Annotated in this window: 25 protein-coding genes; 10 read left to right on the forward strand and 15 right to left on the reverse strand. The window is 71.2% G+C overall.

Annotated features, from left to right (window positions below; genetic code table 11):
- Positions 1-1,720, reverse strand: a 1,720-nt coding sequence (locus VP06_RS15065) for a phosphatase PAP2 family protein (protein ID WP_245291185.1), incomplete at its 3' end; no start/stop codon positions are given.
- A gap of 308 nt (positions 1,721-2,028) precedes the next feature.
- Between VP06_RS15065 and VP06_RS15070 the strand changes: the two genes are divergently transcribed.
- From VP06_RS15070 to VP06_RS15100, 7 genes are all read left to right on the forward strand, one after another.
- Entirely contained in the window at positions 2,029-2,454 is a 426-nt protein-coding gene (locus VP06_RS15070; protein WP_048464600.1) for a DUF2852 domain-containing protein, read from the forward strand.
- Positions 2,455-2,612: 158 nt separating this feature from the next.
- Complete coding sequence (locus tag VP06_RS15075; RefSeq protein ID WP_048464601.1) at positions 2,613-3,863, forward strand: GTP cyclohydrolase II; 1,251 nt, start codon at positions 2,613-2,615, stop codon at positions 3,861-3,863.
- A gap of 57 nt (positions 3,864-3,920) precedes the next feature.
- Positions 3,921-5,156 (forward strand): URC4/urg3 family protein, encoded by a 1,236-nt coding sequence (locus VP06_RS15080; RefSeq protein WP_048464602.1) that lies wholly within the window; start codon positions 3,921-3,923, stop codon positions 5,154-5,156.
- 32 nt (positions 5,157-5,188) lie between these two features.
- Positions 5,189-5,851: a uracil phosphoribosyltransferase gene (gene upp, locus VP06_RS15085; RefSeq protein WP_048464658.1), complete on the forward strand. Its 663-nt coding sequence runs from the start codon at positions 5,189-5,191 to the stop codon at positions 5,849-5,851.
- 65 nt (positions 5,852-5,916) lie between these two features.
- On the forward strand, positions 5,917-6,924 hold the full coding sequence (locus VP06_RS15090; protein ID WP_048464603.1) for an NAD(P)H-quinone oxidoreductase: 1,008 nt from the start codon (positions 5,917-5,919) through the stop codon (positions 6,922-6,924).
- A 122-nt stretch (positions 6,925-7,046) separates the two neighbouring features.
- Positions 7,047-7,361, forward strand: a complete 315-nt coding sequence (locus VP06_RS15095) for a hypothetical protein (RefSeq protein ID WP_048464604.1) — start codon at positions 7,047-7,049, stop codon at positions 7,359-7,361.
- A 263-nt stretch (positions 7,362-7,624) separates the two neighbouring features.
- Positions 7,625-8,104, forward strand: a complete 480-nt coding sequence (locus VP06_RS15100) for a hypothetical protein (protein WP_048464605.1) — start codon at positions 7,625-7,627, stop codon at positions 8,102-8,104.
- 51 nt (positions 8,105-8,155) lie between these two features.
- Here VP06_RS15100 and VP06_RS15105 read toward each other — a convergent pair whose 3' ends face one another.
- From VP06_RS15105 to lptM, 10 genes are all read right to left on the reverse strand, one after another.
- Positions 8,156-9,037 carry a 3-hydroxybutyryl-CoA dehydrogenase gene (locus tag VP06_RS15105; RefSeq protein WP_048464606.1) on the reverse strand — a complete coding sequence of 294 codons (882 nt, stop codon included), beginning with the start codon at positions 9,035-9,037 and terminating at the stop codon, positions 8,156-8,158.
- A gap of 156 nt (positions 9,038-9,193) precedes the next feature.
- Positions 9,194-10,144, reverse strand: coding sequence for an electron transfer flavoprotein subunit alpha/FixB family protein (locus tag VP06_RS15110; protein ID WP_048464607.1), 951 nt, complete (start codon positions 10,142-10,144; stop codon positions 9,194-9,196).
- Positions 10,145-10,187: 43 nt separating this feature from the next.
- Positions 10,188-10,937, reverse strand: a complete 750-nt coding sequence (locus tag VP06_RS15115) for an electron transfer flavoprotein subunit beta/FixA family protein (RefSeq protein ID WP_048464659.1) — start codon at positions 10,935-10,937, stop codon at positions 10,188-10,190.
- Positions 10,938-11,100: 163 nt separating this feature from the next.
- Positions 11,101-11,676, reverse strand: coding sequence for a cob(I)yrinic acid a,c-diamide adenosyltransferase (locus tag VP06_RS15120; protein WP_048464608.1), 576 nt, complete (start codon positions 11,674-11,676; stop codon positions 11,101-11,103).
- A gap of 94 nt (positions 11,677-11,770) precedes the next feature.
- On the reverse strand, positions 11,771-12,373 hold the full coding sequence (locus tag VP06_RS15125; protein ID WP_048464609.1) for an acyloxyacyl hydrolase: 603 nt from the start codon (positions 12,371-12,373) through the stop codon (positions 11,771-11,773).
- A 135-nt stretch (positions 12,374-12,508) separates the two neighbouring features.
- Complete coding sequence (locus VP06_RS15130; protein WP_048464610.1) at positions 12,509-12,694, reverse strand: twin transmembrane helix small protein; 186 nt, start codon at positions 12,692-12,694, stop codon at positions 12,509-12,511.
- A gap of 249 nt (positions 12,695-12,943) precedes the next feature.
- Complete coding sequence (locus tag VP06_RS15135; RefSeq protein WP_053081821.1) at positions 12,944-15,559, reverse strand: TIGR02302 family protein; 2,616 nt, start codon at positions 15,557-15,559, stop codon at positions 12,944-12,946.
- A gap of 86 nt (positions 15,560-15,645) precedes the next feature.
- The gene (locus VP06_RS15140) at positions 15,646-15,855 is read right to left on the reverse strand and encodes a hypothetical protein (protein WP_048464611.1); all 210 of its coding nucleotides are present in this window, start codon (positions 15,853-15,855) and stop codon (positions 15,646-15,648) included.
- Positions 15,856-15,957: 102 nt separating this feature from the next.
- The gene (lysA, locus tag VP06_RS15145; RefSeq protein ID WP_048464612.1) at positions 15,958-17,229 is read right to left on the reverse strand and encodes a diaminopimelate decarboxylase; all 1,272 of its coding nucleotides are present in this window, start codon (positions 17,227-17,229) and stop codon (positions 15,958-15,960) included.
- Positions 17,230-17,325: 96 nt separating this feature from the next.
- Positions 17,326-17,676: an LPS translocon maturation chaperone LptM gene (gene lptM, locus VP06_RS15150; RefSeq protein ID WP_245291186.1), complete on the reverse strand. Its 351-nt coding sequence runs from the start codon at positions 17,674-17,676 to the stop codon at positions 17,326-17,328.
- Positions 17,677-17,996: 320 nt separating this feature from the next.
- On the opposite strand from lptM, the gene VP06_RS15155 reads away from it, so the two are divergent.
- A complete protein-coding gene (locus VP06_RS15155; protein WP_048464614.1) occupies positions 17,997-20,105 on the forward strand; it encodes a hybrid sensor histidine kinase/response regulator in 2,109 nt (702 codons plus the stop codon).
- 21 nt (positions 20,106-20,126) lie between these two features.
- Here the strand turns inward: VP06_RS15155 and VP06_RS15160 are convergent, their stop codons facing one another.
- From VP06_RS15160 to VP06_RS15170, 3 genes are all read right to left on the reverse strand, one after another.
- The gene (locus VP06_RS15160) at positions 20,127-20,372 is read right to left on the reverse strand and encodes a 3',5'-cyclic-nucleotide phosphodiesterase (RefSeq protein ID WP_048464615.1); all 246 of its coding nucleotides are present in this window, start codon (positions 20,370-20,372) and stop codon (positions 20,127-20,129) included.
- Positions 20,373-20,640: 268 nt separating this feature from the next.
- Positions 20,641-21,525, reverse strand: coding sequence for a hypothetical protein (locus tag VP06_RS15165; protein ID WP_048464616.1), 885 nt, complete (start codon positions 21,523-21,525; stop codon positions 20,641-20,643).
- Between the two features lie 165 nt (positions 21,526-21,690).
- The gene (locus tag VP06_RS15170; RefSeq protein WP_048464617.1) at positions 21,691-22,314 is read right to left on the reverse strand and encodes a DUF1134 domain-containing protein; all 624 of its coding nucleotides are present in this window, start codon (positions 22,312-22,314) and stop codon (positions 21,691-21,693) included.
- Between the two features lie 102 nt (positions 22,315-22,416).
- On the opposite strand from VP06_RS15170, the gene VP06_RS15175 reads away from it, so the two are divergent.
- Positions 22,417-22,917, forward strand: a complete 501-nt coding sequence (locus VP06_RS15175) for a hypothetical protein (RefSeq protein ID WP_048464618.1) — start codon at positions 22,417-22,419, stop codon at positions 22,915-22,917.
- A gap of 86 nt (positions 22,918-23,003) precedes the next feature.
- Here VP06_RS15175 and VP06_RS15180 read toward each other — a convergent pair whose 3' ends face one another.
- Positions 23,004-23,849 carry a 3'(2'),5'-bisphosphate nucleotidase CysQ family protein gene (locus VP06_RS15180; RefSeq protein ID WP_048464619.1) on the reverse strand — a complete coding sequence of 282 codons (846 nt, stop codon included), beginning with the start codon at positions 23,847-23,849 and terminating at the stop codon, positions 23,004-23,006.
- Positions 23,850-24,037: 188 nt separating this feature from the next.
- Here VP06_RS15180 and chpT point away from each other — a divergent pair, with 188 nt between their 5' ends.
- Entirely contained in the window at positions 24,038-24,739 is a 702-nt protein-coding gene (gene chpT, locus VP06_RS15185; protein ID WP_048464620.1) for a histidine phosphotransferase ChpT, read from the forward strand.
- Positions 24,740-24,868 lie beyond the last annotated feature (129 nt).

The following is a 24,868-nucleotide window of genomic DNA, read 5'->3' on the forward strand; positions in this document are numbered from 1 at the left end:
AGGTGGCGTTGCCGGCGACGGCCAGGGTGCCGATGGAGTTGCCGGGGGCGACGGTGCCGCCGGATTGGGCCACGACGCCGCCGACCGTGCCGGTGCCGCCGAGCAGGCCGCCGGCGCCGACCGTGACCTGGCCGGTGATGGTGCCGTTGGCGAAGAGCGCGCCGGTCTGGCCGATGGCGACGTCGGTGGTCAGCCGGTCGGTGGCGGCCATCTGCAAGGTACCGATGACGTTGCCGAAGTAGCCGGCAGCCGAGTACAGGTCGACGCGGCTCCAGTAGCTGAGCGGCGTGCCGTAGAAGGCTGTGAGCGCGTTCGACTCGGTGTTGACGACGATCTGGTTGATCGTGTCCGTGGCGAGGGTGCCGGAGAGGCCGCCATTCGGGGCGATCCGCTGGGCTGCCGCGGAGCTGCCGCCGTAGATCGGGGCGAGCAGGATCGAGGCGTCGGGTCCGCCCGCGGGGGCCGCCTCGCGCGGCGCCTGCGCGAAGGTCAGGGTCGGCAGGCCGAAGCTCTGGCGCTGCTGGTAGAGGGCCTGGTTCGCGGCGGACGGCAGGTAGGGGTTGTTGGCGGTGTTGGCGGCGCTTGCCGCGCAGGTCGCCACCGAGGCGCCGCACTGGGCCGCCAGGTAGCTCTGCATCTGGCTCGACGCCTGGGTGTACAGGCTCGGCAGGTCGATGGCGGTGCCGGTGGTTGCGGCGTTGTTGATGTAGAGCGGGTTGGTGAAGGCCTGCGCCAGGTCGTAGGTCGCCAGCGCGCGGCCGCCGATGATGTCGAGCGGGTAGTGCACGCCGAGCACGATGCGGCTCTCGCCGTATTCGGAGGCCCGCAGCAGCATGGATTGGTAGGCCTGCGGCGTGGTCATCGCCAGCAGGATGCCGTCGGTGAAGGCGTAGGTGGTGTGGCCGCTCGGGAAAGACGGGTTGGTGGCGATGCCGTTGAGCGCCGTCGGGTCGAAGATGGTGTAGCGGCCCTGCGCGACCTGGATCGGGCGCGAGCTGCCGTAAACGTCCTGGCCCGGTTGCGTGTTGGTCACGCCGTAGGCGAGGTCGTAGACGCTGTCGCGGGTATTGGGCAGGCCGTTGAAGGTCGGGATGGTGTAGCCGGCGGGGGCGACAGCCGGGACCGGCACGTAGTTCGGCGGCGTGGTGCTGGGATTGTTGGCCGCGCCGTTGGCGAAGTAGTTCTTGGCGACGCCGAGATCGTTGCCGGTGAAGCTGTAGGCGCGCGCGAGCAGGTTCACCACGCTGCCGAGGGGGCCGTTCGTCCCCGCGGCGGTGCCGGCGACGTAGATCGGGCCGAGCACCGGGCCGAGGCCACCGACCGGCTGCTGCGGCGTAATGCCGTTGATGACGGTCTGGGCCGGCAGGCCGCCGGCCAGGTTGGCGCCGGCGCCGTAGGTGCCGAGGCCCACCGAAGACAGGGTGTTGGTGGCCGAGCCGAGCAGGTTCTTGTCGCTGATCGCGAGTTGCTGCTGAAACAGGGTCGCGGTGTTGTTGTAGCGGACCGCCTGGTCGAGGTTCGCTTGCAGTGCCGCACGGCCGGTTGCCGTGGCATTCAGGCTCAAGAACGGGCTGAGCAGGTTGAGGACGTTGGCGCTGGTCGGTGCGATGGTGGCGGTCTGGGCATGGGCGTCCTCGGCCGCGAGCGTGGCCGCGGCGAGCGCGATGAGTGAGACGCTGTGTCTGAAGAGCATGGCGAGATCCCCCAGGCGGCCGGCCATCCGGCTCTCCCGCCCGTGGCGCAGGTTTAAGAAAACGCTACGCTTGGCGCATGTTCATAATCCCGTCATATTTTTACTTGTCTTAGCCTGTTGTTGCCGCAACACATTTTGTTTCTGCTTTGTGTAATTCATGTTTCTTCTTGTTTAAGAATTCGTATGACTTTGCCGGCAAGTGGGTTGATCGACTGAGCGGCACCGGCGCGATCCCGGCCCGTCCCGATTTTTCGGCGCTACCCCCTCCTTGAAACCGGGCGACCGACCCCGCATGTAAATGTCGTTCACATTTACATCCTGCGGGAGATCGTGACGTGTCGTATTCCTCTGCCCCCTGGTCGAGCGGCCGCGCCTGCCGCAACGGCCCGTTCCCGCGCCGCTCGTTCGAGATCGGCGCGATCGTCATCGGTTTCATCTATGCGTGGCCGTTGGCCGCGGCCTACGTGGTGTGGAAGCTCATGGGTTATCCGGCTCTGAACGAGATGAAGTCCTTCGCCGAGCGGTCCTTCCGCGATGGCGTCTCGGGCTTCTCCGGCTTCGGCGCCGCCCGCCGCGACAGCGGCAACTGGGCCTTCGAGGAGTATCGCCGCAAGGAGATCGAGCGCCTCGAAGAGGAGCGCCGCCGCCTCGAGGAGGAGAGCCGCGCCTTCACCGAGTTCGTGGACGAGCTGAAGCGCGCCCGCGACCGCGAGCAGTTCGACGCCTTCATGGCCCGCCGCCGCGCCGGCTCGAATTACTGAGACGGGCGGCCCGCTGCCCGGACGATGGGCGGCGGGCGCCTCCGGCTTGAGCTTGACGCGCCGAATCGCCCGGGGCTAGGCTCCACAAGGTCAAGCACTCGACAGGCTCCTCGCGGACCCCGCGGGGAGCCTTCTCCGTTGAAGGACGGCGCGGCCGCATGACCAGTTCCAACCGCTCGACGCATATCCGGCTCACCTCGCATCCGGAGCCGGGCGCCGCCCGCTGGCCGATCCGCTGGGGCGCCGCCGACCCGCGCGAGCGGGGGCCGATCATCGGCACCGTGACCAACCCGGCCGACCGCAACGTGATCGGGGCCAATGGCGGCGCCTATTCGCTGTACCGGGCCCTCGCCATCGCGGGCCGGGCAATGAATCCCCTCGCGCGGCCGGATCTCACCAACACCCATCCGGTGGTGGCGATCGGCCCGCACCCGCAATGGGCCGATCCCGAAAAGATCGTGTCTCTCGATCCCTGGGGCCATATGCCGGGCGAGGTGTTTCGCGACGCGATTACCTCCGGCACCGATATCCGGCCGACCATCGCGGTCACCAAGGCGCGATTGAGCCTGCCGGAGATCCTGGCGGCGATGGGCGCCCATCGGCTGGCTGCCGACGGCACGGTGCTGCACGCGACCGGCGACATCTCGGTCACCAAGATCGCGGTCGATCCGGTCTGGTACCTGCCGGGCATCGCCGCGCGCTTCGGCACCGGCGAGACGGCCTTGCGCCGCACGCTGTTCGAGCAGACCGGCGGCATGTTCCCGGAACTGGTCACCCGGCCCGACCTTCAGGTCTTCCTGCCGCCGATCGGCGGCTGCACCGTCTACGTCATCGGCGAGGTGGCCGGCCTGTCCGATCCGCGCCGGCGCATCGCCTGCCGGGTCCACGACGAGTGCAACGGCTCCGACGTGTTCGGCTCCGACATCTGCACCTGCCGGCCCTACCTCACCCACGGCATTGAGGAATGCGTGCGCGAGGCGCAAGCAGGCGGCACCGGCGTCATCGTCTATAACCGCAAGGAGGGGCGGGCGCTCGGCGAGGTGACGAAGTTCCTCGTCTACAACGCCCGCAAGCGCCAGGAGGGCGGCGATTCCGCCGCCACCTATTTCGAGCGCACCGAATGCGTGGCCGGCGTGCAGGATGCCCGCTTCCAGCAGCTGATGCCCGACGTGCTGCATTGGCTCGGCATCCGCCGCATCGACCGGCTGATGTCGATGTCGAACATGAAGTACGACGCCATCACCGGATCGGGGATCGAGGTCGGCGAGCGGGTGCCGATCCCGCCGGAGCTGATCCCGCCGGATGCCTCGGTGGAGATGGAAGCCAAGAAGGCGGCGGGCTACTACGCGCCGGACGGCGTCACCGACTCCCTCGACGCCGTGAAGGGCCGCGACCTCGAGCGGTTCTGAGTAGAACCGGGCGGTTCTGACGACCGCCGATGGTGCCCGCCCGAACTGCCCCTGGAGATGCCCGTGCCTGAGTTTTCGACCGCCCGCAGCCTGCTCTCGGCCCGGGCGGTGCGTGCCCGCGCCGAGATCCTGCTCAAGGCCGGGCTCGACGGGCGGCTCGACCATTTCGTCGTCGACCTCGACCGCCTCGGACCCTGCGCCGATGTCGTCGTCGAGACGATTCGAGACGCCTATCCGGACCTCGCGATCCCGTACCATGCCCGCTGGCGCCACTTCTCGGTCGGCGGCTTCGAGCGCTGGGGTTCCCTCGTCCACGCCGCGCCCTTCGAGGACCCGGCCGAGCAGGCCCGCGCGGCCTTCGACCTCGTGGTGGTGAGCGTGCTGCTCGATGCCGGCGCCGGCCCGACCTGGCGCTACGAGGAGGGCCGCACCGGGGAGACCTATGCCCGTTCCGAGGGGCTGGCGGTGGCGAGCTTCGACATGTTCGTCTCCGGCCTGTTCTCCTCCGAGCCGGAGGATCCGTTCCGGGCCGATGCCCGGGCCCTGGCGACCCTGACCGAAGCCGAACTCGCCGACGGTTTCCAGGTCACGCCGACCAATCCCCTCGTCGGCCTGTCCGGCCGCACCGCGCTCCTCAACCGCCTCGGCCAGGTCGCGGCGGCCGATCCCGAGGGGTTCGGGCCGCAGGCGCGGCCCGGCTTCCTGTTCGACCGCATCACGGCGCGGGCCCGCGACGGCGCGGTCTCGGCCGAGGCGGTGCTGGAGGTGCTGCTGACCCATCTCGGCCCGATCTGGCCCGGGCGCATCGTCCTCGATGGTGTCGATCTCGGCGACACCTGGCGCCATCCGCTCGCCGGCGGCACCGGGCCCACGGAGGGGCTGGTGCCGTTCCACAAGCTGTCGCAGTGGCTGGCCTATTCGCTGCTGGAGCCGCTGGAGGAGGCTGGCCTGACCGTCACCGGCCTCGACGCCCTGACCGGCCTGCCGGAATACCGCAACGGCGGCCTCTTCCTCGATACCGGGGTGCTGGCCCTGCGCCGGCCGGAGGAGGCGGCGCAGGCGCATCCGGTCGAGTCGCGTCTGGTCGTCGAGTGGCGGGCCCTCACCGTGGCGCTCCTCGACCGGCTGGCGCCGCTGGTGCGCGAGCGTCTGGAGATCGCGGATCCGGCCGACCTGCCGCTCGCCAAGGTGCTGGAGGGCGGCACCTGGGCCACCGGCCGGCGCCTCGCCAGGGCGCTGCGGCCCGAGGGCGCGCCGCCGCTGGCGATCGCGAGCGACGGCACCGTATTCTGAACCTGGGTGTGATCGTGGACAGGGAGATGGCGATGCAGGGTGCGGGTGCGCGCGGGGAGACCGGGGTGGCGCCGGTCACGGTGGTCGACCACCCGCTGGTGCAGCACAAGCTGACCCTGATGCGGGACAAGGCCCGCTCGACCAAGGGCTTCCGCCAGCTCCTGAACGAGATCGGGATGCTGCTCGCCTACGAGGTCACCCGCGACCTGCCGCTGGAGCCGGTGGAGATCGAGACACCCCTCGTCACGATGCAGGGCGCGCAGATCGCCGGCAAGAAGCTCGTCCTGGCGCCGATCCTGCGTGCCGGCGTCGGCTTCCTCGACGGGATGCTGTCGCTCCTGCCGTCTGCCCGCGTCGCCCATATCGGGCTCTACCGCGACCCCGATTCGCTGGAGGCGGTGGAATACTACTTCAAGGCTCCGTCCGATCTCGCCGACCGCACCGTCCTGGTCCTCGACCCGATGCTGGCGACGGCGAATTCGGCGGTCGCCGCGGTCGACCGGCTGAAGGAGCGCGGCGCCCGCGACCTGCGCTTCGTCTGCCTGCTGGCCGCGCCGGAGGGGCTCGCCAAGTTCCAGGGCTCCCACCCGGACGTGCCGGTCTGGACCGCCTCGATCGACAGCCACCTCAACGAGCACGGCTACATCCTGCCGGGCCTCGGCGATGCCGGCGACCGGATGTACGGGACGCGCTGACCCCTTGCCGGGCCCGCTCCCGCGCGGCAGGTAGGGACGGACATCCCGTCAACCGGAGCCGCCCCATGCCGTCGATCCCCGCCACCATGCGCCAAGTCTGCTTCAACGGGGCCGGCGGGCCGGAGGTGATCGGGATCGAGACCGCGCCGGTGCCCCGTCCCGGCCCGAACCAGGTGCTGGTCGAGGTGGCGGCGGCCGGCGTGAACCGGCCCGATTGCCAGCAGCGCGCCGGCAAATACCCGCCGCCGCCCGGCGCCACCGCAGTGCCGGGGCTCGAGATCGCCGGCCGCATCGTCGCCCTCGGGGAGGGCGTCACGACCCTGAGCGAAGGCCAGGAGGTCTGCGCGCTGACGATCAGCGGCGGCTATGCCGAGTATTGCGTCGCCGATGCGTCGCTCTGCCTGCCGAAGCCCGGCCCGCTCTCGCTCATCGAGGCGGCGGGCCTGCCGGAGAACTACTGGACGGTCTGGACCAACGTGTTCGAGCGCGGCCGCCTGCACAAGGGCGAGCGCTTCCTCGTCCATGGCGGGTCGAGCGGCATCGGCTCGACGGCGATCCAGCTCGCCAAGCAGTTCGGTGCCACGGTCTTCGCCACCGCCGGCTCGGCCGAGAAATGCGCCTTCTGCGAATCGCTCGGGGCCGATCACGCCATCAATTACCGCGAGGCCGATTTCGCCGCCGAAGTGAAGCGTCTGACCGAGGGCCAGGGCGTCGACGTGATCCTCGACATGGTCGGCGCGGCCTATCTGGAGCGCAACGTGAAGTCGCTGGCGCTGGAGGGACGCCTCGTCATCATCGCGTTCCTGCAAGGTTTCCAGGCCGAGAACCTCAACCTGACGCCGATCATGATCCGGCGCCTCACCGTGACCGGCTCGACCCTGCGACCCCGCACCGTGGCCCAGAAGGCGGCGATCGCCGAGGGCCTGCGCCAGGAGGTCTGGCCGCTGCTGGAGGCCGGCACCGTCAAGCCGGTGATCCACGCCACCTTCCCGCTCGACCAGGCGCGGGAGGCCCACGCCCTGATGGAATCGAGCGCCCATCTCGGCAAGATCATGCTGCTGACCGGCAAGTAGAGACGACCGCGCGGCGCGCACGGCATCCGCGCGCAGGAACCTCGGCTGATCGGTGACGTTGCCCGACATATCGATCCACCGCCCGGCGCGACGCCCGCCGGGCCTTCAGCCCGAGGTTCCCCATGGACAACAACCGTATCGTCGAGACCCCGACCGCGGCCCGCCAGGGCGCGAAGGGCCGCCCTGTCCTCTACGTGCTGGTCGGCAGCCTCGCCCTCCTGGCGGTCGCCATGGTGGCCCTGCTCGGCTGGAACGGCTCGAATGCCCCGAAGGACTATGCCAGCCAGAGCCAGGACGCCTCGCGCCAGCAGATCACCGGCTCACCCACGGGCAGCGGCGGCACCTCGTCGGCGAACAGCGCTGGCGTGCCGGCCGGCAACCCGGCTTATCCGGCTCCGGCCGAGCCGAAGTCGACGGGCTCGACCAACGCCAAGTGATCCGGCGGGCCAAGCGGTCCGACGGCAAGTAAGCAACGCCACGTGTTCCGACACCGAGTGCGTGCTGGACTGACTTGAGCGAGCGGCACGAAGACGGACAAGGGCCGCCTTTCCCACCGGGAGGCGGCCCTTCCTCTGTCTTGGAGATCCCTCTTGGACATCCCTGGGAGCGCGGATCCGTGGACTGACGGGAATGTGAGTCCCCTCCGCCCGGCGCGGTCCTTTACCCTCCCACACTCGGCGGGGAGGATCCTGTGGTCGCGATGCGGCGGGTGATGAAGTTCCTCCACACGATGGGGGCCATCGGCCTGATGGGCGCGATGGCGTCCCTAGTCGTGATGCTCAGTGTGACGCCACCACCGGCCGTCTTGTCCGGTTACGCCCTGATGCGCAGTGCCATGGCGGCTGTCGCCACCTGGGTCTTCCTGCCGTCGCTTGCTCTGATGCTCGTCGCCGGCCTGCTGGCCATCGCGCTCAACCGGGCCTTCCACAATGCCGGCTGGGCCTGGGTGAAGCTCGCGACCGGCATCCTGATGTTCGAATACGGCTTCGTCGGCGTTCAGGGGCCGATGCAGCGGGAGGCCGAGCGCAGCGCGCAGGCTTTGGCCGGCCGGGTCGATCCCGCGACCCTGGCCGAGTCGCTCGGCGCCGAGCGGGGCACGCTGTGGGTGCTGCTCGCGATCGCGACCGCGAACGTGGTGCTGGGGATCTGGCGTCCCCGCATCCTGATCCGGGTCCGCTGACCGGCCGGCGGCACCTCGGCGGCGCGGCCTCACATCGCCGGTCGACGGATCTTAGCGGGTCGGCACCGGCTCCGCGCCGCGGTAATCGTAGAAGCCGCGCTTGGTCTTGCGCCCGAGCCAGCCGGCCTCGACATACTTCACCAGGAGCGGGCAGGGGCGGTACTTCGAATCGGCCAGCCCCTCGTAGAGCACCTGCATGATCGACAGGCAGGTATCGAGGCCGATGAAGTCGGCGAGCTGGAGCGGGCCCATCGGATGGTTGGCGCCCAGCCGCATCGCGGTGTCGATCGAATCGACCGAGCCGACGCCCTCGTAGAGGGTGTAGATCGCCTCGTTGATCATCGGCAGCAGGATGCGGTTGACGATGAAGGCCGGGAAATCCTCCGAGACCGTCACGATCTTGCCGAGGCGCTTCACGAAAGCCTTGGCCGATTCGTAGGTCGGGTCCTCGGTGGCGATGCCGCGGATCAGCTCGACGAGCTGCATCACCGGCACCGGGTTCATGAAGTGGATGCCGATGAAGCGCTCCGGCCGGTCGGTCGAGGCGGCGAGCCGGGTGATCGAGATCGACGAGGTGTTGGTCGCCACCATCGTCTCGGGCCGCAGCGACGGGCAGAGCGCGCTGAAGATGGTGCGCTTGATCGCCTCGTCCTCGGTCGCGGCCTCGATCACGAGGTCGCAGGGACCGAAATCGTCGAAGGACGGAACCGGCAGGATCCGCTCGATCGCGGCCCGGCGCTGGTCCTCGGTGATGGCGCCCTTCGAGACCTGGCGCTGGAGGTTGCCGTTGACGGTGGCGAGCCCGTTCTTCAGGCGTTCGGGATCGCGGTCGTTCATCCGCACGTCGAGCCCGGCCAGGGAGCAGACATGGGCGATGCCGCTGCCCATCTGACCGGCCCCGATGATGCCGACCGTCTTGATCTCGATGCCCATCACGTCCCTGCCTTCCGCCACGCCGTCCCGAGCGTTCATATCACCGCGCCTTCGCAGATGCGAAGGCTTCCGGCTAAGCTCGCGCCGGTCTCCTTGCCGCCCCCCGCACCCGTCGGGCGAGGGGCGGTTCGCCGTCAGCCCCCGGTCAGCGCGTCATCAGCCCTTGGCCTTGGCGATCGCCTGCTGGAGGTCCGGCACGACCTGGAACAGGTCGCCGACCAGGCCGTAATCGGCCACCTGGAAGATCGGCGCTTCCTCGTCCTTGTTGATCGCGACGATGACCTTCGAGTCCTTCATGCCGGCGAGGTGCTGGATCGCCCCCGAGATGCCGACCGCGACATAGAGGTCCGGCGCCACCACCTTGCCGGTCTGGCCGACCTGCCAGTCGTTCGGGGCGTAGCCGGCATCGACCGCCGCGCGCGAGGCGCCGACCGCGGCACCGAGCGAATCGGCGAGCGGCTCGATCAGCTCCTTGAACTTCTCGGCCGAGCCGAGCGAGCGGCCACCCGACACGATGATGCGGGCGCCGGCCAGTTCCGGACGGTCGGACTTGGCGATCTCCTCGCCCTTGAACGACGACTTTGCCTCCGGAGCGGCCGCCACCGCGGCGGCCTCGACCGGGGCGGCGGCACCGCCCTCGGGGGTCGCCTGGAAGGCGGCGGTCCGCACCGTGATCACCCGCTTGGCGTCGGTCGCCTGCACGGTCTGGATCGCGTTGCCGGCATAGATCGGCCGCTCGAAGGTGTCGGGGCCGACCACCTTGATGATGTCCGAGACCTGGGCCACGTCGAGCAGGGCGGCGACGCGCGGCAGCACGTTCTTGCCCTCGGTCGAGGCGGCGGCGATCACGGTGTCGTAGGCGGCGGCAAGCTCGGCGACGAGCGCCGCGGTCGGCTCGGCGAGGAGGTGGTCGAAGGCGGCGTCCGCCGCCACCAGCACCTTCTCGACGCCGTCGAGCTTGGCGGCGGCCTCGGCCGCCGCTTGCGCGTCGGCGCCGACCAGGAGTGCGTGGACCGGGGCGCCGAGCTGCTTGGCCGCCGTCAGGGCCTTGGTGCTGGCGTCCTTCACGGCGCCGCCGGCATGCTCGACCAGCAGGAGAGTGGTCATGGCGTGTCGTTCCTTCCTATCGAGGGATGCCGTCACGTCCTCGTCAGAGGACGCCGGCCTCGACCTTCAGCTTGTTGACGAGCTCGGCGGCGTTCGCGACCTTGACGCCGGCCTTGCGGCCGCCCGGCTCGACGGTCTTGAGCACCTTCAGGCGCGGCGCGATGTCGACCCCGAGGGCCGACGGCTCGACCGTGTCGAGGGGCTTCTTCTTCGCCTTCATGATGTTGGGCAGCGAGGCGTAGCGCGGCTCGTTGAGGCGCAGGTCCGTGGTGACGATCGCCGGCAGCGTCAGGGTCAGGGTCTGGAGGCCGCCGTCGATCTCGCGCACCACGTCGAGGTTGCCGTCGCCGATCTCGAGCTTGAACGCGAAGGTGCCCTGCGGCCAGCCGAGCAGGGCGGCCAGCATCTGGCCGGTCTGGTTCGAATCGTCGTCGATCGCCTGCTTGCCGAGGATGACGAGATCCGGGCTCTCCTTATCCACCAGCGCCTTGAGGAGCTTGGCGACGGCGAGCGGCTCGACGGCGGCATCGGTCTTGACCAGGATGCCCCGGTCGGCGCCCATGGCGAGGGCGGTGCGGATGGTCTCCTGGGCCTGCTGCGGCCCGATCGAGACGGCGACGATCTCGGTGACCTTGCCCTTCTCCTTGAGGCGGATCGCCTCCTCGACGGCGATCTCGTCGAAGGGGTTCATCGACATCTTCACGTTGGCGAGTTCGACGCCCGAGCCGTCCGGCTTGACCCGGATCTTCACGTTGTAGTCGACCACCCGCTTGACGGGCACCAGGACCTTCATGATCGTCGCATCCTTCAGGATGAAGGGGCGATCGTGGTCGGGCCCTCCCTCTGGCCGGCCCGCGATCATCCCCGATGGAGCAAGGTGGCGCGGACCGTAGCGGCCGATTTTCCGACTTGTCAACGCGCCCCGGAGACCCGCCGCCCACCGTTCAGGGCAGGTCTTAAGTCCGGGTTTTCCCGGGCACCCACAGCACGTCGGCGGCCCCGCCGTCATTGGCGACCCGGGCGGCGACGAACAGGAAATCCGACAGGCGGTTCAGGTACTGGATCGCCACCGGCGAGACGGTCTCGCCCGGCGTCGCCGCCAGGGCCACCGCCAGACGCTCGGCCCGGCGGCAGACCGTGCGGGCGAGGTGGAGCGCCGCCGCGGCAGGCGAGCCGCCGGGCAGCACGAAGGAGCGCAAGGGGCTGAGCCCGGCATTCAGCGCGTCGATCTCGCGCTCCACCCGCTCGACCTGGGCGGCGACGATCCGCAGCGGCTCGTAGGCGAGGGGCTCGCCCGTCTCCGGCGTCGCGAGATCGGCGCCGAGATCGAACAGGTCATTCTGCATCCGCCCCAGCATCGCGTCGAGTTCGCCCGTCGTATGCAGGCGGGCCAGCCCCAGGCAGGCATTGGTCTCGTCGACGGTGCCGTAGGTCTCGACGCGGAGATCCGCCTTCGAGCGGCGCTCGCCGCTGGCGAGGGCGGTGGTGCCGGAATCGCCGGTGCGGGTATAGATGCGGTTGAGGACGACCACGGCAGGCTCCCTTCGGCGGGCATGCCCGCTCCGGCGGCGAGTTCTAGCGCTCCCTGGTCGAAGCGCCAGCCCCATGTCCGACGGAGGGCTGTCGTCAGAAGGTATAGGCGATCTTGCCGCCGAAATTGGTCAGGCCGCGGTTCGTGACGCAGAGACCGGCATTCGACATGTGCTCGATCGTCGCCATGACGCTCCAGTGCTCGGTGAGCCGGAAGCCGACGGCAGCCGCCTCGCGGAACAGCGGCGAGCAGCCGAGCGAGTTGAAGGTCTTCGGCACGTCGATCTTCGGGCCGCTATAGCCGTTGTGGAAGCCGGTGCCGAAGAAGCCTTCGACGAAGATCCGGTCGGTGATGTCGACGGTCCAGGTCGCGCCGAGATAGGCGTAGCTGGTGCGGCCGTCGACGTTGTAGCTGCCGCCGACGGTCGGGCGCGGCACGAAGGCGGTCCAGAACCGGTCGAGCCCGGTGACCGGCTTGGCGAACAGCAACTCGCCGTTAATGTTGCTGGTGTTCTTCTCGTTGCTGCCCGGATCCTGGGCGGCGCCGCCGATGCGGAACTCCGAGACGATGCTGAGCGGTTGGACCGGAGGCCGGTAGGCGGGCACCAGGGCCGAGGGGTCCGCGGCCCGGGCGGCGGGTGCCGCCAGGAGGGCCGTGGCGGCGAGCGCTACGGCGAGGCTCGGGAGAGGTGCGCGCATTTGTCGAACGGGTCCACCGCCCCGTGCTGGGGCGGAATCACCTTAGCGAGGGCGCTCCCGTCTCGTCTCGCCGCGCATTCCGTCTCACTGCGGTTTTCCCCCCCCTGCGTCGACCCCGCCACAGGTATCGCTGGGTCACGCGCCCCGCCACCACAGCACGCCCATGATGACCACGATGGCGGCGAACTGGAGCACCACCCGCAAGCGCATCAGGCGCTGCGAGAGGTTGGCGCTGCCGCCGCGCAGCATGTTGGCCAGCCCGAGCAGCAGCACCACGGCGACGGCGAGGCAGGCGATGAGGACGAGGGTATTGCTGGACATTCGGAACGGCTCGCGGAGTGGGACGGCCTGATATCAACGGCCGACGATGCTGACGCATCCGGCCGTCGGATCCATCTCGAATGTTCGATTCCAAGCCAGACGCTTGGCGAAAATGCGAGAGCGGCACCAAAGGTCGTGTTCTTTCGACCGTCGGTATGAGGGGGATCGGGACCGCCCGGGGAGGCGGCTGCGCGACGCAGGAGGCGGACCGGATCTCGCTCCCGGTCCGCGGAGGCCGCCTCGGCGCGATCAGTTCCGCCGCAGCAGGCGCTCGAAATAGTCCAGCTCCTCCGTCGGGCGGCTCGGATCGCCGAGCTTGCGACGCAATTCCTCCAGGATGCGACGGGCCCGTTCGACGCCGGATTCCTCAGCGGTCGGAACCCGCACGCGGCCGTCGGAGAAATCCCGGTTGCGCGTCGGGCGGCCGAGGGGATCGTTGTTGCGGGCGCCCTGCCGGCCGGGCTGGTTGGGATTGCCCTGGCCCTGCTGCCCGTCGGCCGTCTGCTGGCCCTCCCCCTCCTGGCCCATCTGCTGCATCTGCTGGGCCATGCCTTGGGCGCCGCGCTGCAACCCTTCGAGGGCGCGTCCCTGTGCATCGACGGCGGAGCCGTCCTGGCCCTGGCCGATGGCATTCTCGGCCTCCCGCATCGCCTGCTCGGCGTCGGACAGGCCCTGCTCGCCCTGCATGCCGAGTTCCTTCATCCGGCGTTGCAGGTCCTCCAGGCGCTGGCGCAGGGCCTGCTGGCGATCCCCCAGCCCGCCCGGCGGCTGCCCGCCCTGCTGGCCGCGCTGGCCCGGCTGCTGGCCGTCCTGGCCCTGGGGCTCGCCACGCTGCCCGCGCTGCTGGCCTTGCGGGCGCTGGCCCTGCTGCCCGGGCTGCTGCGGCTGGCCGCGATTGCCGAAGCGGCGCTCCTGGCCCTGGCGGAAGGTCTCGTCGCGCAGGCCCTGCTGCTCGCGCGCCATCGCCTCCAGATCCTGCATCTGGCGGTTCATCTCGCGGGCGGTCGGGTCGCTCATGCGCGAGTTGGGCTGGGCGGTCTGGAGGTTCTCCAGGATGCCGCGGAGCTGGTCGAGCAGGCGCTGGGCCTCCGCCACGTCGCCGCGCTTCATCGCCTCCTGCATCTGGTCGACCATCTTGGCGAGGTCGTCCGGCGTCACCGTGCGGTCGGCCTGCTGGTTGGGCTGCCCCGGATTCTGCGGGTTCTGCTGCTGGCGCTGGGCGAATTCCTTCAGGAAGCGGTCCATCGCCTGGCGCAGCTCCTCGGTGAGCTTGGCGATCTCCTGGTCGGAGGCGCCGCGCTCCATCGCGTCCTTGAGCCGGTCCTGGGCGGCGCGTAGGGCCTTCTCGGCATCCGAGAGGTCGCCCTCCTCGATCTGGAGCGCCATGGTCCAGAGAAGGTCGGCGACCTCGACCAGGGCCTCGTCGGACCTCGCCGCGCGCAGGCGCTGCACGGCCTCGCGGAGCCCCAGGAAGACGCCCCATTGCGGCGTGAAGCGCTCCGGCGCGATCAGCAGGGCATCGAGGGAGGTCTCCACCCGGGCCCGGCTTCCATCGGGATCGAGGACAAGGCGGCGGCGCTCCTCGGCCAGCGACCGTGCCAGGGGCTTGGTGAAGAACCGGCCCGGCAGGGTGACGGCGAGGGGCGCGGAGCGCCCCTCCTGGCCGGCCTCGTCCTTGGCCACCAGGGTCAGCAGCACCTTGGCGCCAGCCCAGGGGCTGTCGGTGAGATCGATCAGGGTGCGGGTGTCGCTGGTCCCCTGCGCGTCGGCGGGCAGGCTCAGGCTCAGGCGCGGCGGCGGCACCAGGCTGCGTCCCTTCGCCTGCGGCTCGACCACGCCTTCCGCGGAGGCGAGGCCGTAATCGTCCTTGGCCCGATAGGCGAGGGTGAAGGTGCCGCGCCCGTTGGTCTCCGGCGGCCCCGCGAAGGCGATCTCCGGCGGCCGGTCGGGGATGGTCTCGATCGTCAGGCGGTGAGTGCTGGCGAAACCCGTCTGCACCGCGACCTCGGCGGTGCCGCCGGTGAGGGTGAAGCGCTCCTCGCGCAGGTCGGGCCGGGCCGGCGCCGTGGCGGGCAGGGCCTTGAGGCCGGCACCCGGCGTCACCGTCGCGTCGCTGGCGCCGGCGATGCGGACCACCAGCGTCGCATTCACCGGCGCCCGCAGGCGCTGGCCCGCTTCCGCCAGGGTGACGATGAGGGGCGGCATCCGGGTGTAGAGCGGCGGGTCGATCCAGCCGTCGACCCGGAACGAGGGCGCGGCCGGCGGGGGCCCGCGCCAGTTGAAGGCGGCCCGCAGGCGCTCGCCGGCTTCCGGCCCCGCCACGAAGGCGGCGGCCACGGCAGCCAGGATCGCGCCGGCGCGGAGCGCGAAGGGGTCGCGCCGGGCCATTCCGGGCCGCGGGCCGGAGACCCTCAGGCGCGCCAGCGTCGCGGCGGCGCGGCTCCGGTGCAGCGCCCACAGGGCCCTGGTGCCGGGATCGTCTTGGCCCAGCGCCAGCGTGTCCTCGAGCGTCCGGGCCGGTCGGTGGGCCAGGCCGGCATCGCGGTCGATCCGCGCCAGCGCCTGGGTCCGGGCGATCGGCCGCAGGCGGACGAGCGGCAGCAGCGCGGCGACGAGGGCGAGGGCGAAGAGCGCCACCCCGGCCATGCGCCAGGCCGGTCCGGCATCGAGCCACAGCCCGAGCCACGACACGGCCAGGAAGGCCAGCACGACCGCGAGGCCGCGCCACAGGACCGGCCACGCCTGCTCCCACAGGGTCACCCGCCCGGCGCGCACCACCAGCCGTTCGAGCCCTGCGCGCACCGGATCGGCCCGGCCCTCCGGGGCGGGACTGCGTTGCGCGGTGTCCGGCTCGGCCCTCATCATGCCCTGCTCCCGCTGACCCCGCCCAGGCACGGGCGAAGAAGGCAGGCTAGCATGCCGGCGAGGTCGGGCCAGCGGGTCAAATCCGCTCAGGCCGACCGGTCCTTGCGCGGCCGGTCGATGTCCTGGGCGTGCGGCACGCCCCCATTCTGACGCGCCGCCGCGTCGCGCAGGGGTTGCACGGCGCTGCGGGCCTGGGCCAGCGTCGCCTGATGCTCGGCGGCAACGCGGAACGCGCGCTGCACCACGGCCTCGGCGCGGGCGAGAAGATTGCCTTGAAGACTGTCTTGGGACGCCATGACGTCAGCTCCTCCCGGATCACATGCCGGGACGTTAGCCCGGGAGGACTGGCCGCCTCGTTCGGAAAGTCTCTCGCATTTTAGCGATCGGCGCGAGCCGATTCAGACGGCGAGCCACTCCGGCATCCGATCGAGCCCGATCAGCGCCTCGTAAGTCTGCCGCGGCCGGATCACCGCGTGGTCAGCCCCGCGCACCAGCACCTCGGGCACCAGCGGCCGCGTGTTGTAGGTGCACGCCTGCACGGCGCCGTAAGCGCCGGCCGACATCACGGCGATCAGGTCGCCCGGCTTCACCTCCGGCATCTCGCGGGCCAGCGCCAGGTAGTCGCCGCTCTCGCAGACCGGGCCGACCACGTCGGCGGTGAGCCGCCCGGACTGGGGCATCGGCTCGGCCACCGGGCGCAGGGCGTGGTAGGCTTCGTAGAGAGTCGGGCGGATCAGGTCGTTCATCGCCGCATCGACGATCACGAAGGTGCGGCCCTCGCCGTGCTTCACGTACAGGACGCGGGTGACGAGCACGCCGGCATTGCCGGCGATCATCCGGCCGATCTCGAAGACGGGCCTCAGGCCCAAGGGCCGGAAATGCGGCCGCAGCACCTCGGCGAAGGCAGCCGGATCGGGCGGCGGGGCGTTGTCGTCCCGGTAGGGGATGCCGAGCCCGCCGCCGAAGTCGACGTGGTGCAGCGCGTGTCCCGCCGCCATCAGGTCGCGGGCGAGGCCGCAGAGCAGGGAGGCGGCGTTGTCGTAGGGCGCCAGATCGGTGATCTGGCTGCCGATATGCATGTCGACGCCGATGAGGGACAGGCCCGGCAGGCGGGCCGCCCGGTCGTAGACCTCGCGGGCGCGCGAGATCGGGATGCCGAACTTGTTCTCGGACTTGCCGGTCGAGATCTTGGCGTGGGTGCGGGCATCGACGTCCGGGTTGACCCGGATCGAGACCGGCGCCGTCGCGCCCTTGGCGGCGGCCACCCGCGAGAGCTGCTCCAGCTCGGGCTCGCTCTCGACGTTGAAGCACAGGATGCCGGCATCGAGCGCCGCCGCCATCTCGCCCTCGGTCTTGCCGACGCCCGAGAACACGATCCGCTCGCCCGGCACGCCGGCGGCCAGCGCCCGGCGCAATTCGCCCTCCGAGACGATGTCCATGCCGGCGCCCAGCCGCGCCAGGGTGGCGAGCACCGCCTGGTTCGAGTTCGCCTTCATGGCGTAGCAGACCAGGGCATCGTCGCCGGAGAAAGCCTCGGCGAAGACCCGGTAATGCCGCTCCAGAGTGGCGGAGGCGTAGCAGTAGAACGGGGTGCCGACCGCGCCCGCGAGCCGTGCCAGGTCGACGTCCTCGGCGTGGAGCACGCCGTCGCGGTAGGTGAAATGGTGCATGGGAGTGACCGACGTCCGGGCGCTGCCGCGCCTGCTGCGAGCGCGTGAGACGCGCCCTCTACACGAAACCGGACGGCGTTGGCACCCTGGGCCCCGCTAGAGCAGCGGGTCGAGGGGGAAGGGCTCCTTGGGGATCGCGTAGCCCTTGCGGCGGCGGGACGACGACTCGACCGGGGCCGGGATCCCGGTCGGGGCGGCGACGGCGGCCGACGGTAGCTCGTCGGCCTCGTCGGGGGCGGAGGCGCCTGCCGACAGGCCGATTCCGGCCGGCAGGGTGTTGACCGCGGCGGCCCCGGTCTTCGGCCGGGGCGAGCCCGCGGCGGTCCCGGCTTGCGGCTGGACGGCCGGGGCCGCCGCGGGCGGCGGCTCGAGCGGGCCGCGCCGGCCGCAGGCGGCGGCCGAGAGGGCGATCAGGCCGAGGAGGGCGAGGGTACGGGGACGGAACACGGGCGACATCCGGGCGCTAAGCGTGGCGGCACCATAGCGGCCAGCCTAGCGCGAGGCGAGCCCGGCGCTCACGGCATCGGCCACGGACTTTGCGCGTCGGTTGCACGGCATTCGAGCGTGGCCGTTAAGGCGGCGTTGCGAGGGCGGACCGGAAGAGGAGGGGCCCGGTCCGGGCGTCCCGTCGCCACCCGGCGACACAAAGCCACGCGGGCCACCCGCGGCGAGGCGACGGAACGGCGATCGTTTCGCTCGCCAATCCGTTAACGAACGGTTAAGCTTATGGCCCTCGCGTCGGCTTCCGTCGCGTTTGTGAGTGTCCTGTGAGCCTTTCGACGGTGCGGCTGCACCAGCTCCTCGTCGCCGCGGCTTTCCTGGTGCCGTGCGTCGTCCTGGTGGGCGCGGCGTGGTGGAACCGGGCCGAGGTCCTGCGGGAAGAGGACAGCGCCGTGGTCCGCACCGCGGCGGTGATGCACGAGCACGCCTCGAAGGTGTTCGACACCGCCGAGCTGGCGATGGACCGGGTCGACGATTACGTCTTCGACCGCGGCTGGAGCCAGATCGCGGCGCCCGCCACCGGCGGGTTCCTGGCGAGCCTGAAGGCGCCCCTCGCCCAGGCAAGGGCGGTCTGGGTGGTCGATCCGCAGGGCAAGATCCAGGCGTCCAGCCGCGAGGCCGATCTCGGCCGCGACGTCGCGGAGCGGGACGTGTTCTCGGTCCACCGCCAGCGCGACATCGGCATCTATGTCAGCCCGGCCGTGCGCGAGCCGGACGGCACTGCCGCCTTCATGGTCAGCCGGCGGCGCTCGACCGATGACGGGCGCTTCGACGGCGTCATCGTGATCGCGCTCGGGACCGAGTACTTCGCCCGCTTCTATGCCGAGATCGCCGCGCCGACCGACCACCGGGCCATGCTGGTGCGCGCCGACGGGGCGGTTCTGGTGCGCGAGCCGCCCGGCCCGGAGGTCGACGAGCGGCTGGCTCAGGGCGACCCGCTGCTGCGGGCGATCCGCGCCCGGCCGCCGGGCGGCGCGGCCTCCGGGACGCCGCCGGGCGAGGCCGAGCGGCTCTATGCCTGGCGCCGGATCGGCGAATACCCGGTCGATGTCGCCTTCTCGGTCGAGACCGCGATCGCCCTCGACCGCTGGTACGATAACCTGCGGGTCTATGGCCTCGTCGCCACCGTCTCGGCCCTGACGCTGGTGATGATGGCCTGGCTGGCGCTCGCCCGCGCCAGGGCCGAGCAGCAGGCCTTGTCCGACCTCAAGCGCGAGCACGCCCAGCGGCTCGCCGCCGAGAGCCAGCTGCGCCAGTCGCAGAAGATGGAGGCGGTGGGCCAGCTCACCGGCGGCATCGCGCACGACTTCAACAACCTGCTGGCGGTCATCACCGGCTCCCTCGAGCTGGTGCAGCGCCGCATCGCCCGGGGCGACACCGATGTCGGCCGCTTCATCGCCGGCGCCCTCGACGGCACCGACCGGGCGGCGAAGCTCACCCACCGGCTCCTCGCCTTCGCGCGCCAGCAGCCGCTCGAGCCGCGCCCGACCGACCCGAACCGCCTCGTCGGCGGCATGATCGACCTGCTCCGGCGCACCCTCGGCGAGACGGTCCGGGTCGAGACCCGGCTGATGGCCGATCCCCCGGCGATCTTCGTCGACCAGAACCAGCTCGAGAACGCGATCCTCAACCTCGCGGTCAATGCCCGCGATGCGATGCCGGGCGGCGGGACGCTCGCCCTCGAGACCGCGCACGCCACCCTCGACGACGGCCGGGAGGCGGTCTCCGTCACGGTCCGGGACACCGGCACCGGCATGCCGCCCGAGGTGGTCGCCCGGGCCTTCGAGCCGTTCTTCACCACCAAGCCGCAGGGGCGGGGCACCGGCCTCGGCCTGAGCCAGGTCTACGGCTTCGTCACCCAGTCGGGCGGGCGCGTGCGCATCGACAGCCAGCCGGGGCAAGGCACCGCCATCGAGCTGATGCTGCCGGTGAGCGCGGATGGCGTGCCGGCCGAGACCGCCGGACGGTCCAGCCTCGCCGCGTCCCGGCCTGGCCGCGCGCGGCAGACCGTGCTGGTGGTGGAGGACGACGCCGCAGTGCGGCTCGCCAGCGCCGAGACGATCGGCGAACTCGGCTACCGGACCGTGACGGCGCCGGACGGCGCGGCGGCCCTCGCCGCCCTCGACAGCGAGCGGGACGTCGCGGTCCTGTTCACCGACGTGGTGATGCCGGGCATCGACGGGCCGACCCTGGCCGCCGAGGCGCGGCGGCGCCGGCCCGACCTGCGGGTGATCTTCGCCACCGGCCATCCCCGCGACGACGCGCAGGAGGGCCCGCGCTTGGGCCCTGGCGAGACGGTCTTGCGAAAACCCTTCACCATCGAGGCCCTGGCCGAGGCCCTGGAGGCCGCGAGCCGCGCCGAAGCCTCGGCGTGAGCCGAGGCCGCCGCAAACGCCTTACTTGTGCGTCGCTTCGTAGTAATCGATCGCCTTCTTGCAGTTGACCGAAATCTTCTTCATGTTCTTTTCGAAGCATGCCTGGACCTCGGGACCGTCCGGCGGCAGGTTGCCGCAATAGGTCATGTAGTCGCCCGTGCAGTACTTCTTCAGGTTAGGGTCGTCCCGCTGGGCCAGAGCCGGTCCGGCGAGCACCATCAGGCTGCCGGCAGCCAGGAGAACGAGCGACATCGGCCTGAGCATCATGTCTGTCGAAGCCTTGCGGAGGGTTGGAGGTGGCAGCGACATGGCCCGAAACCCGCAGCCTGACAAGGGCTGAGGGGCCGGACCGGTGGGGGCCCGACGCCGGCGATGCGCGGCCGGGCGCAGGCCGGGGGACGAGAGAACTTCATTGCCACAACGGCTTGGGTGGTGTTTCCGCGGGGTGTCGCAGGTCGGCGCATCGCCGCCATGCGGGGGACCGGACGGCTGCGATGTGCCGCAGAGCACAACGACCGAGGGACATCCTCTCGTGTCATCCCGCCGCGGCGGGCGTCGGCATCGGCGTCGCCTGCGGCAGGCGCGGCTCGGGCCGGACCTGACCCTGCATCAGGGCGTCGGCCACCTCGGCGATTCGGCGCTCCAGAGCGGCGTTCTGCGCGGCGATCTCGGCGGTCAGGGGCGGGGCTGCCGCCCGGCCGGCCGCCTTCAGGGCCTGGTGCAGCCGCGCGATCTCGGCCCGGGCCGCCTCGGCCTCGGCGGCGTGGCGGCTCACGAGATCGGCGAGCGCGTCCTCGAGCGCCTGGATCTGCTCGCGCGCGGCACTGGCGACGGTCTCCCCGGCGGCTGCCACCTGCCCGCGGGCCGCCCGCACGCGCTCCTCGGCGACGCCCCGTGCCGTCTCGGCCTCGGCCCGGCCGCTCCGGCTCGCCTCGACCTCCCCGCGCAAGGACGTGAGTTCGGCGAGGGCCCGCTGGTAGGGCGCCTCCAGCGCCCGCATCGCCTCCTCGGCGGCGGCACGGGCGGTGCGGGCTTCGACCAGGTCGCTCTGAACCTGGGCGAGATTGCCGCGCGTCGCCAGGAGATCGCGCTCGATCTCGGAGAGATGCGCGTCCCGGCGCTCGATCTCCTGGGTCAGCGTGCCGATCCGGACGATGCGGCGACCCATCTCCTCCATCTCGGCCCGGCGGGCGGCCATCGCTTCCTCGACCCGGCGCTCGAGCTGGCGCTCGCGCACCGCGAACTCGGCCCGCAGGTGATCCTTCTCGGCGGTCAGCTCGACGATCGACATCGGGTAGAGCGCCTCGAGCCGGCGGCGCGCCAGGCGCTCGGCCCGGGCGTTGAGCGCCGGCAGGATCAGCAGGGCGCACAGGCTGGCGCCGAGAAACCCCAGCGCCGCGAACATCAGGGACTCGATCACCCGGGCGATACTCTCTCGGCGTCCGGGCGGGATCCCCCGCACGAACGGTTGATACGGTCGGCGCACGCCGGGCCTCCGGCGAGGGGCCCGGCAGGGGCGGCGCGGGGCCGAACCCTGCCACGGGAACGCCGCCAGGACCAGCGCGGCCGTGCGGAGCCGATCCGGTCAGAACGGGTTCCAGGTCGGCGCGTCGGTGAACTTGAGATAGCCGACATTGATCCCGAAGCGAGCCCCGACCCCGGCCCGGATCGGCACCACCACGATGTTCTCGGCGGTCACCGCCGACATGCCGAACCCGCCGACCACGTAGGCCGAGCCGTCCATGCCGACGAAGCGGCGGTAGAGTGCCTTCACCCGCGGCAGGTTGTAGATCAGCATCATCGTGCGGGCGCCGTCGCCGCCGACGTCGAAGCCGAGCGACGGGCCTTGCCAGAACACCTTGCGCTGGCCGGCATTGCGGGTGAAGAGCGTGCCCTCGCCGTAGCGCACGCCGCCGATGATCGCGCCGGAGGCTTCCTGGCCAAGGATGTAGCCGTTGGGCTCGCCCCAGCGCCGGCTCGCCTCCTGGATCGTCAGGGCGAGGCCGCGCGATACCGAGCCGAAGAACTGATGGCCCGAATCGATGATCTCCTGCGGCTGGAAGGTGCCGGAATCGCCGGACCCGCGCCCCTGCGCCGCGGCGGGAAGGACGCCCAGCATTGCGGGCCCGGCGAGGAGGACCGCGAGGGCACGCCGGCGCGAGACCCCGGATGTCTGCCGACCTGCGGCGGCGGAGGAGGCTGAGAGCATTCGTTAGGCGTCCCGGCTTTAAATGGTCGTGGTCGGTCACGGGGCGATGGGCCCGCGGAAACCGGCGCGGACGGGCGGCGGGATGCCACAGATGCGGCGAATATGGGTAAGATCCGGTTAACGCGCCGCGGCGTGCTGTCGCTCGTCTCGGTCGGAGCGATCCTCCCCGTCGCGGCGATCCGGCCGGCCCGCGGCGAGACGCCGCTCGGCGTGCTGGACCTTTACGCCGCCGACCGCCTGACCGGGCTGGCCCTGCGCGGCTTCGATGCGGTCTCCTACCGGCTCGGATCGGTGCCGCGGCCTGGCTTTGAGGCGCATGAATTCACCTGGTCGGGCCTCGTCTGGCGCTTCGAGTCCGCGGCCAATCGCGGCGCCTTCGCGCGATCCCCCGACGCCTATGCCCCGCGCCTCGGCGGCTTCGATCCGGAAGGCGTGGCCGCCGGTCGCCTCGTCGAGGCCGACCCGCTCGTGGCGGCCATGAGCGACGAACGTGTCTACCTGTTCCGCGACGCCGAGCGCCGCGCACGGGCGGACACGACGCTGATCGACACCGCGGAGGCACGCTGGCCGAAGCTGCGGCCCAATGCCGCCTTCGGCGGCTGAAACCCAATCCCGCCTTCGGCGGCTGAAACCCAATGCCGCCTTCGGCGGCAGCCACGCGATCCCGCCTTCGGCGGCTGACGCCCGATTCAGGCCCCGGCGGGCAGGACCGCGCGGCCGGCCTGGGACGGGTCGCCGAAGGCCGCGAACGGGCCGTTGCGGTACTGGCCGGGCCGGCGCCCGTAGCCGAACGGATGCCCATCGGGACCGACGACGCATCCGCCGGCCTGGGTCAGGATGTGGTCGCCCGCGGCCGTGTCCCACTCCATGGTCGGGCCGCAGCGGACATAGACGTCGCCCTCACCGCAGGCGAGAAGACCGAACTTGAGGGCCGAGGAGACCCCGCGTCTTTGCCCGATCGGCAGGCCCGCGAGGCAGGCCTCATCCGCCGCCTCGCCGTGGCTGCGGCTGACGAGGGCCGTCATTCCCTCCGGCGGGACCGGCCGCGCCGCGACGGCCCGGAAGGCGCCCGGCCGGCCCTCGGCGACCGCCGCTTCCAGCGCATGCGTGCCGGCGGCCCAGACCCGGCCGAGGGCGGGCGCCACGAGAGCCGCCGCGACCGGCCGCTCGCCGGCGACGAGGGCGATGTTCACCGTGTACTCGCCGGTCCCCTTCAGGAAGTCCTTGGTTCCGTCGAGGGGGTCGACGAGAAAGAACAGGGCGGCCGGGGCGGCCTCGGCGGCGGTCTCCTCGGCGATCACCGGGATGCCGGGCCAGGTCTGCGCGAGGTCGGCGACGATCTGCGCCTCGGCGGCGAGGTCGGCCTGGCTCGTCGGCGAGCCATCCGCCTTGAGGTGGTGGCGGCAGCCGCCGCGCTCGTAGGCCCGCAGGAGCACGCCGGCAGACGCGGCGATCTCGGCAAGCCGCAGAGCGACGGCGTCCCGCTCGGCGGGCTCGGGCGATCGGTCGAGGGACAGGGACGGTGCGGGTGTCATGGTGCTGTCATGCCCTCCGCCGACGATTTTGTCATCAATCCCGCCGGATCGGCCCTGCCGCGGCGATCCGAGCGAACCCCGCACGCGATCGCCTTTTCAAACCGCCGCGCGGCGGCTATCCGTGCCGGCAAAACGTGGCGGGAGCCGCCGCGACTCGACATCATCTGCCGGCCCCGCGGAGCACTCCCATGACCACCGTCACCCTCGACGCCCTCGATCTCTCGGCGCTGCTCTGCTCGCGGGTCTGCCACGACGTCATCAGCCCGGTCGGCGCCATCGTGAATGGCCTCGAGGTGCTGGAGGATGAGGACAGCGCCGAAATGCGCGACTTCGCCCTCGATCTGATCCGCAAGAGCGCCAAGCAGGCTTCGGCCCGGCTGCAATTCGCCCGCATCGCCTTCGGGGCCGCGGGCTCGGCGGGCTCCAGCATCGATCTCGCCGATGCCGAGAACGTCGCCCGCGGCATGTTCGGCGACGAGAAGACGCAGCTCTCCTGGAGCGCGCCGCGGGCGCTGTTCCCGAAGAACAAGGTCAAGCTGCTTCTCAACCTCGTGGTCATCGCCGTGACGGCGATTCCCCGGGGCGGCGTCATCGACGTCAAGGTCACGGGCGAGGCCGAAGGGGCGCTCTTCGTTCTCACCGCCAAGGGCACGCATGCGCGCATCCCGGCCCATGTCGAGACGCTGATCGCCGGCACGCCCGCGGGCGGCACCGTCGACGCCCACGCGATCCAGCCGTTCTATGCCGGCCTGGTCGCCCGCGCCGCCGAGATGGACGTTCGGTTCTCGATCGACGGCGACACGGTGACGATCAGGGCCGAGGCTGCCGCCCCGAGCGTGCCTCCCGCCTCGGCCGAGACCAATGCCGAGACGGACGATAACGGCATTTAACCCTGCACTCGGCCGTTGGGGACGGGCCGTTTTCTCTCGCGTATCCCCTGTTTTTCCTGGTCCCGGACGGATTTGTGACCGGGGCCGGAACAGTGTGAGGTTTTTCGGCAACGGATCATAAAGGCTCCC

It is taken from the genome of Methylobacterium aquaticum, from assembly GCF_001043915.1.
Lineage (GTDB): Bacteria > Pseudomonadota > Alphaproteobacteria > Rhizobiales > Beijerinckiaceae > Methylobacterium > Methylobacterium aquaticum.

Bases quoted from the DNA above. Each gene is read 5' to 3' on its own strand.
- VP06_RS15115 (WP_048464659.1), bottom strand. From the start codon at position 10,937: ATGAAGGTCCTGGTGCCCGTCAAGCGGGTGGTCGACTACAACGTGAAG.
- VP06_RS15095 (WP_048464604.1), top strand. From the start codon at position 7,047: ATGGACAACAACCGTATCGTCGAGACCCCGACCGCGGCCCGCCAGGGC.
- VP06_RS15180 (WP_048464619.1), bottom strand. From the start codon at position 23,849: ATGACACCCGCACCGTCCCTGTCCCTCGACCGATCGCCCGAGCCCGCC.
- upp (WP_048464658.1), top strand. From the start codon at position 5,189: ATGCAGGGTGCGGGTGCGCGCGGGGAGACCGGGGTGGCGCCGGTCACG.
- VP06_RS15160 (WP_048464615.1), bottom strand. From the start codon at position 20,372: ATGATGCTCAGGCCGATGTCGCTCGTTCTCCTGGCTGCCGGCAGCCTG.
- lysA (WP_048464612.1), bottom strand. From the start codon at position 17,229: ATGCACCATTTCACCTACCGCGACGGCGTGCTCCACGCCGAGGACGTC.
- VP06_RS15105 (WP_048464606.1), bottom strand. From the start codon at position 9,037: ATGGGCATCGAGATCAAGACGGTCGGCATCATCGGGGCCGGTCAGATG.
- VP06_RS15100 (WP_048464605.1), top strand. From the start codon at position 7,625: ATGCGGCGGGTGATGAAGTTCCTCCACACGATGGGGGCCATCGGCCTG.
- VP06_RS15090 (WP_048464603.1), top strand. From the start codon at position 5,917: ATGCCGTCGATCCCCGCCACCATGCGCCAAGTCTGCTTCAACGGGGCC.
- VP06_RS15140 (WP_048464611.1), bottom strand. From the start codon at position 15,855: ATGGCGTCCCAAGACAGTCTTCAAGGCAATCTTCTCGCCCGCGCCGAG.
- VP06_RS15175 (WP_048464618.1), top strand. From the start codon at position 22,417: ATGGGTAAGATCCGGTTAACGCGCCGCGGCGTGCTGTCGCTCGTCTCG.
- VP06_RS15170 (WP_048464617.1), bottom strand. From the start codon at position 22,314: ATGCTCTCAGCCTCCTCCGCCGCCGCAGGTCGGCAGACATCCGGGGTC.
- VP06_RS15125 (WP_048464609.1), bottom strand. From the start codon at position 12,373: ATGCGCGCACCTCTCCCGAGCCTCGCCGTAGCGCTCGCCGCCACGGCC.
- VP06_RS15130 (WP_048464610.1), bottom strand. From the start codon at position 12,694: ATGTCCAGCAATACCCTCGTCCTCATCGCCTGCCTCGCCGTCGCCGTG.
- VP06_RS15110 (WP_048464607.1), bottom strand. From the start codon at position 10,144: ATGACCACTCTCCTGCTGGTCGAGCATGCCGGCGGCGCCGTGAAGGAC.
- VP06_RS15075 (WP_048464601.1), top strand. From the start codon at position 2,613: ATGACCAGTTCCAACCGCTCGACGCATATCCGGCTCACCTCGCATCCG.
- VP06_RS15080 (WP_048464602.1), top strand. From the start codon at position 3,921: ATGCCCGTGCCTGAGTTTTCGACCGCCCGCAGCCTGCTCTCGGCCCGG.
- VP06_RS15135 (WP_053081821.1), bottom strand. From the start codon at position 15,559: ATGATGAGGGCCGAGCCGGACACCGCGCAACGCAGTCCCGCCCCGGAG.
- chpT (WP_048464620.1), top strand. From the start codon at position 24,038: ATGACCACCGTCACCCTCGACGCCCTCGATCTCTCGGCGCTGCTCTGC.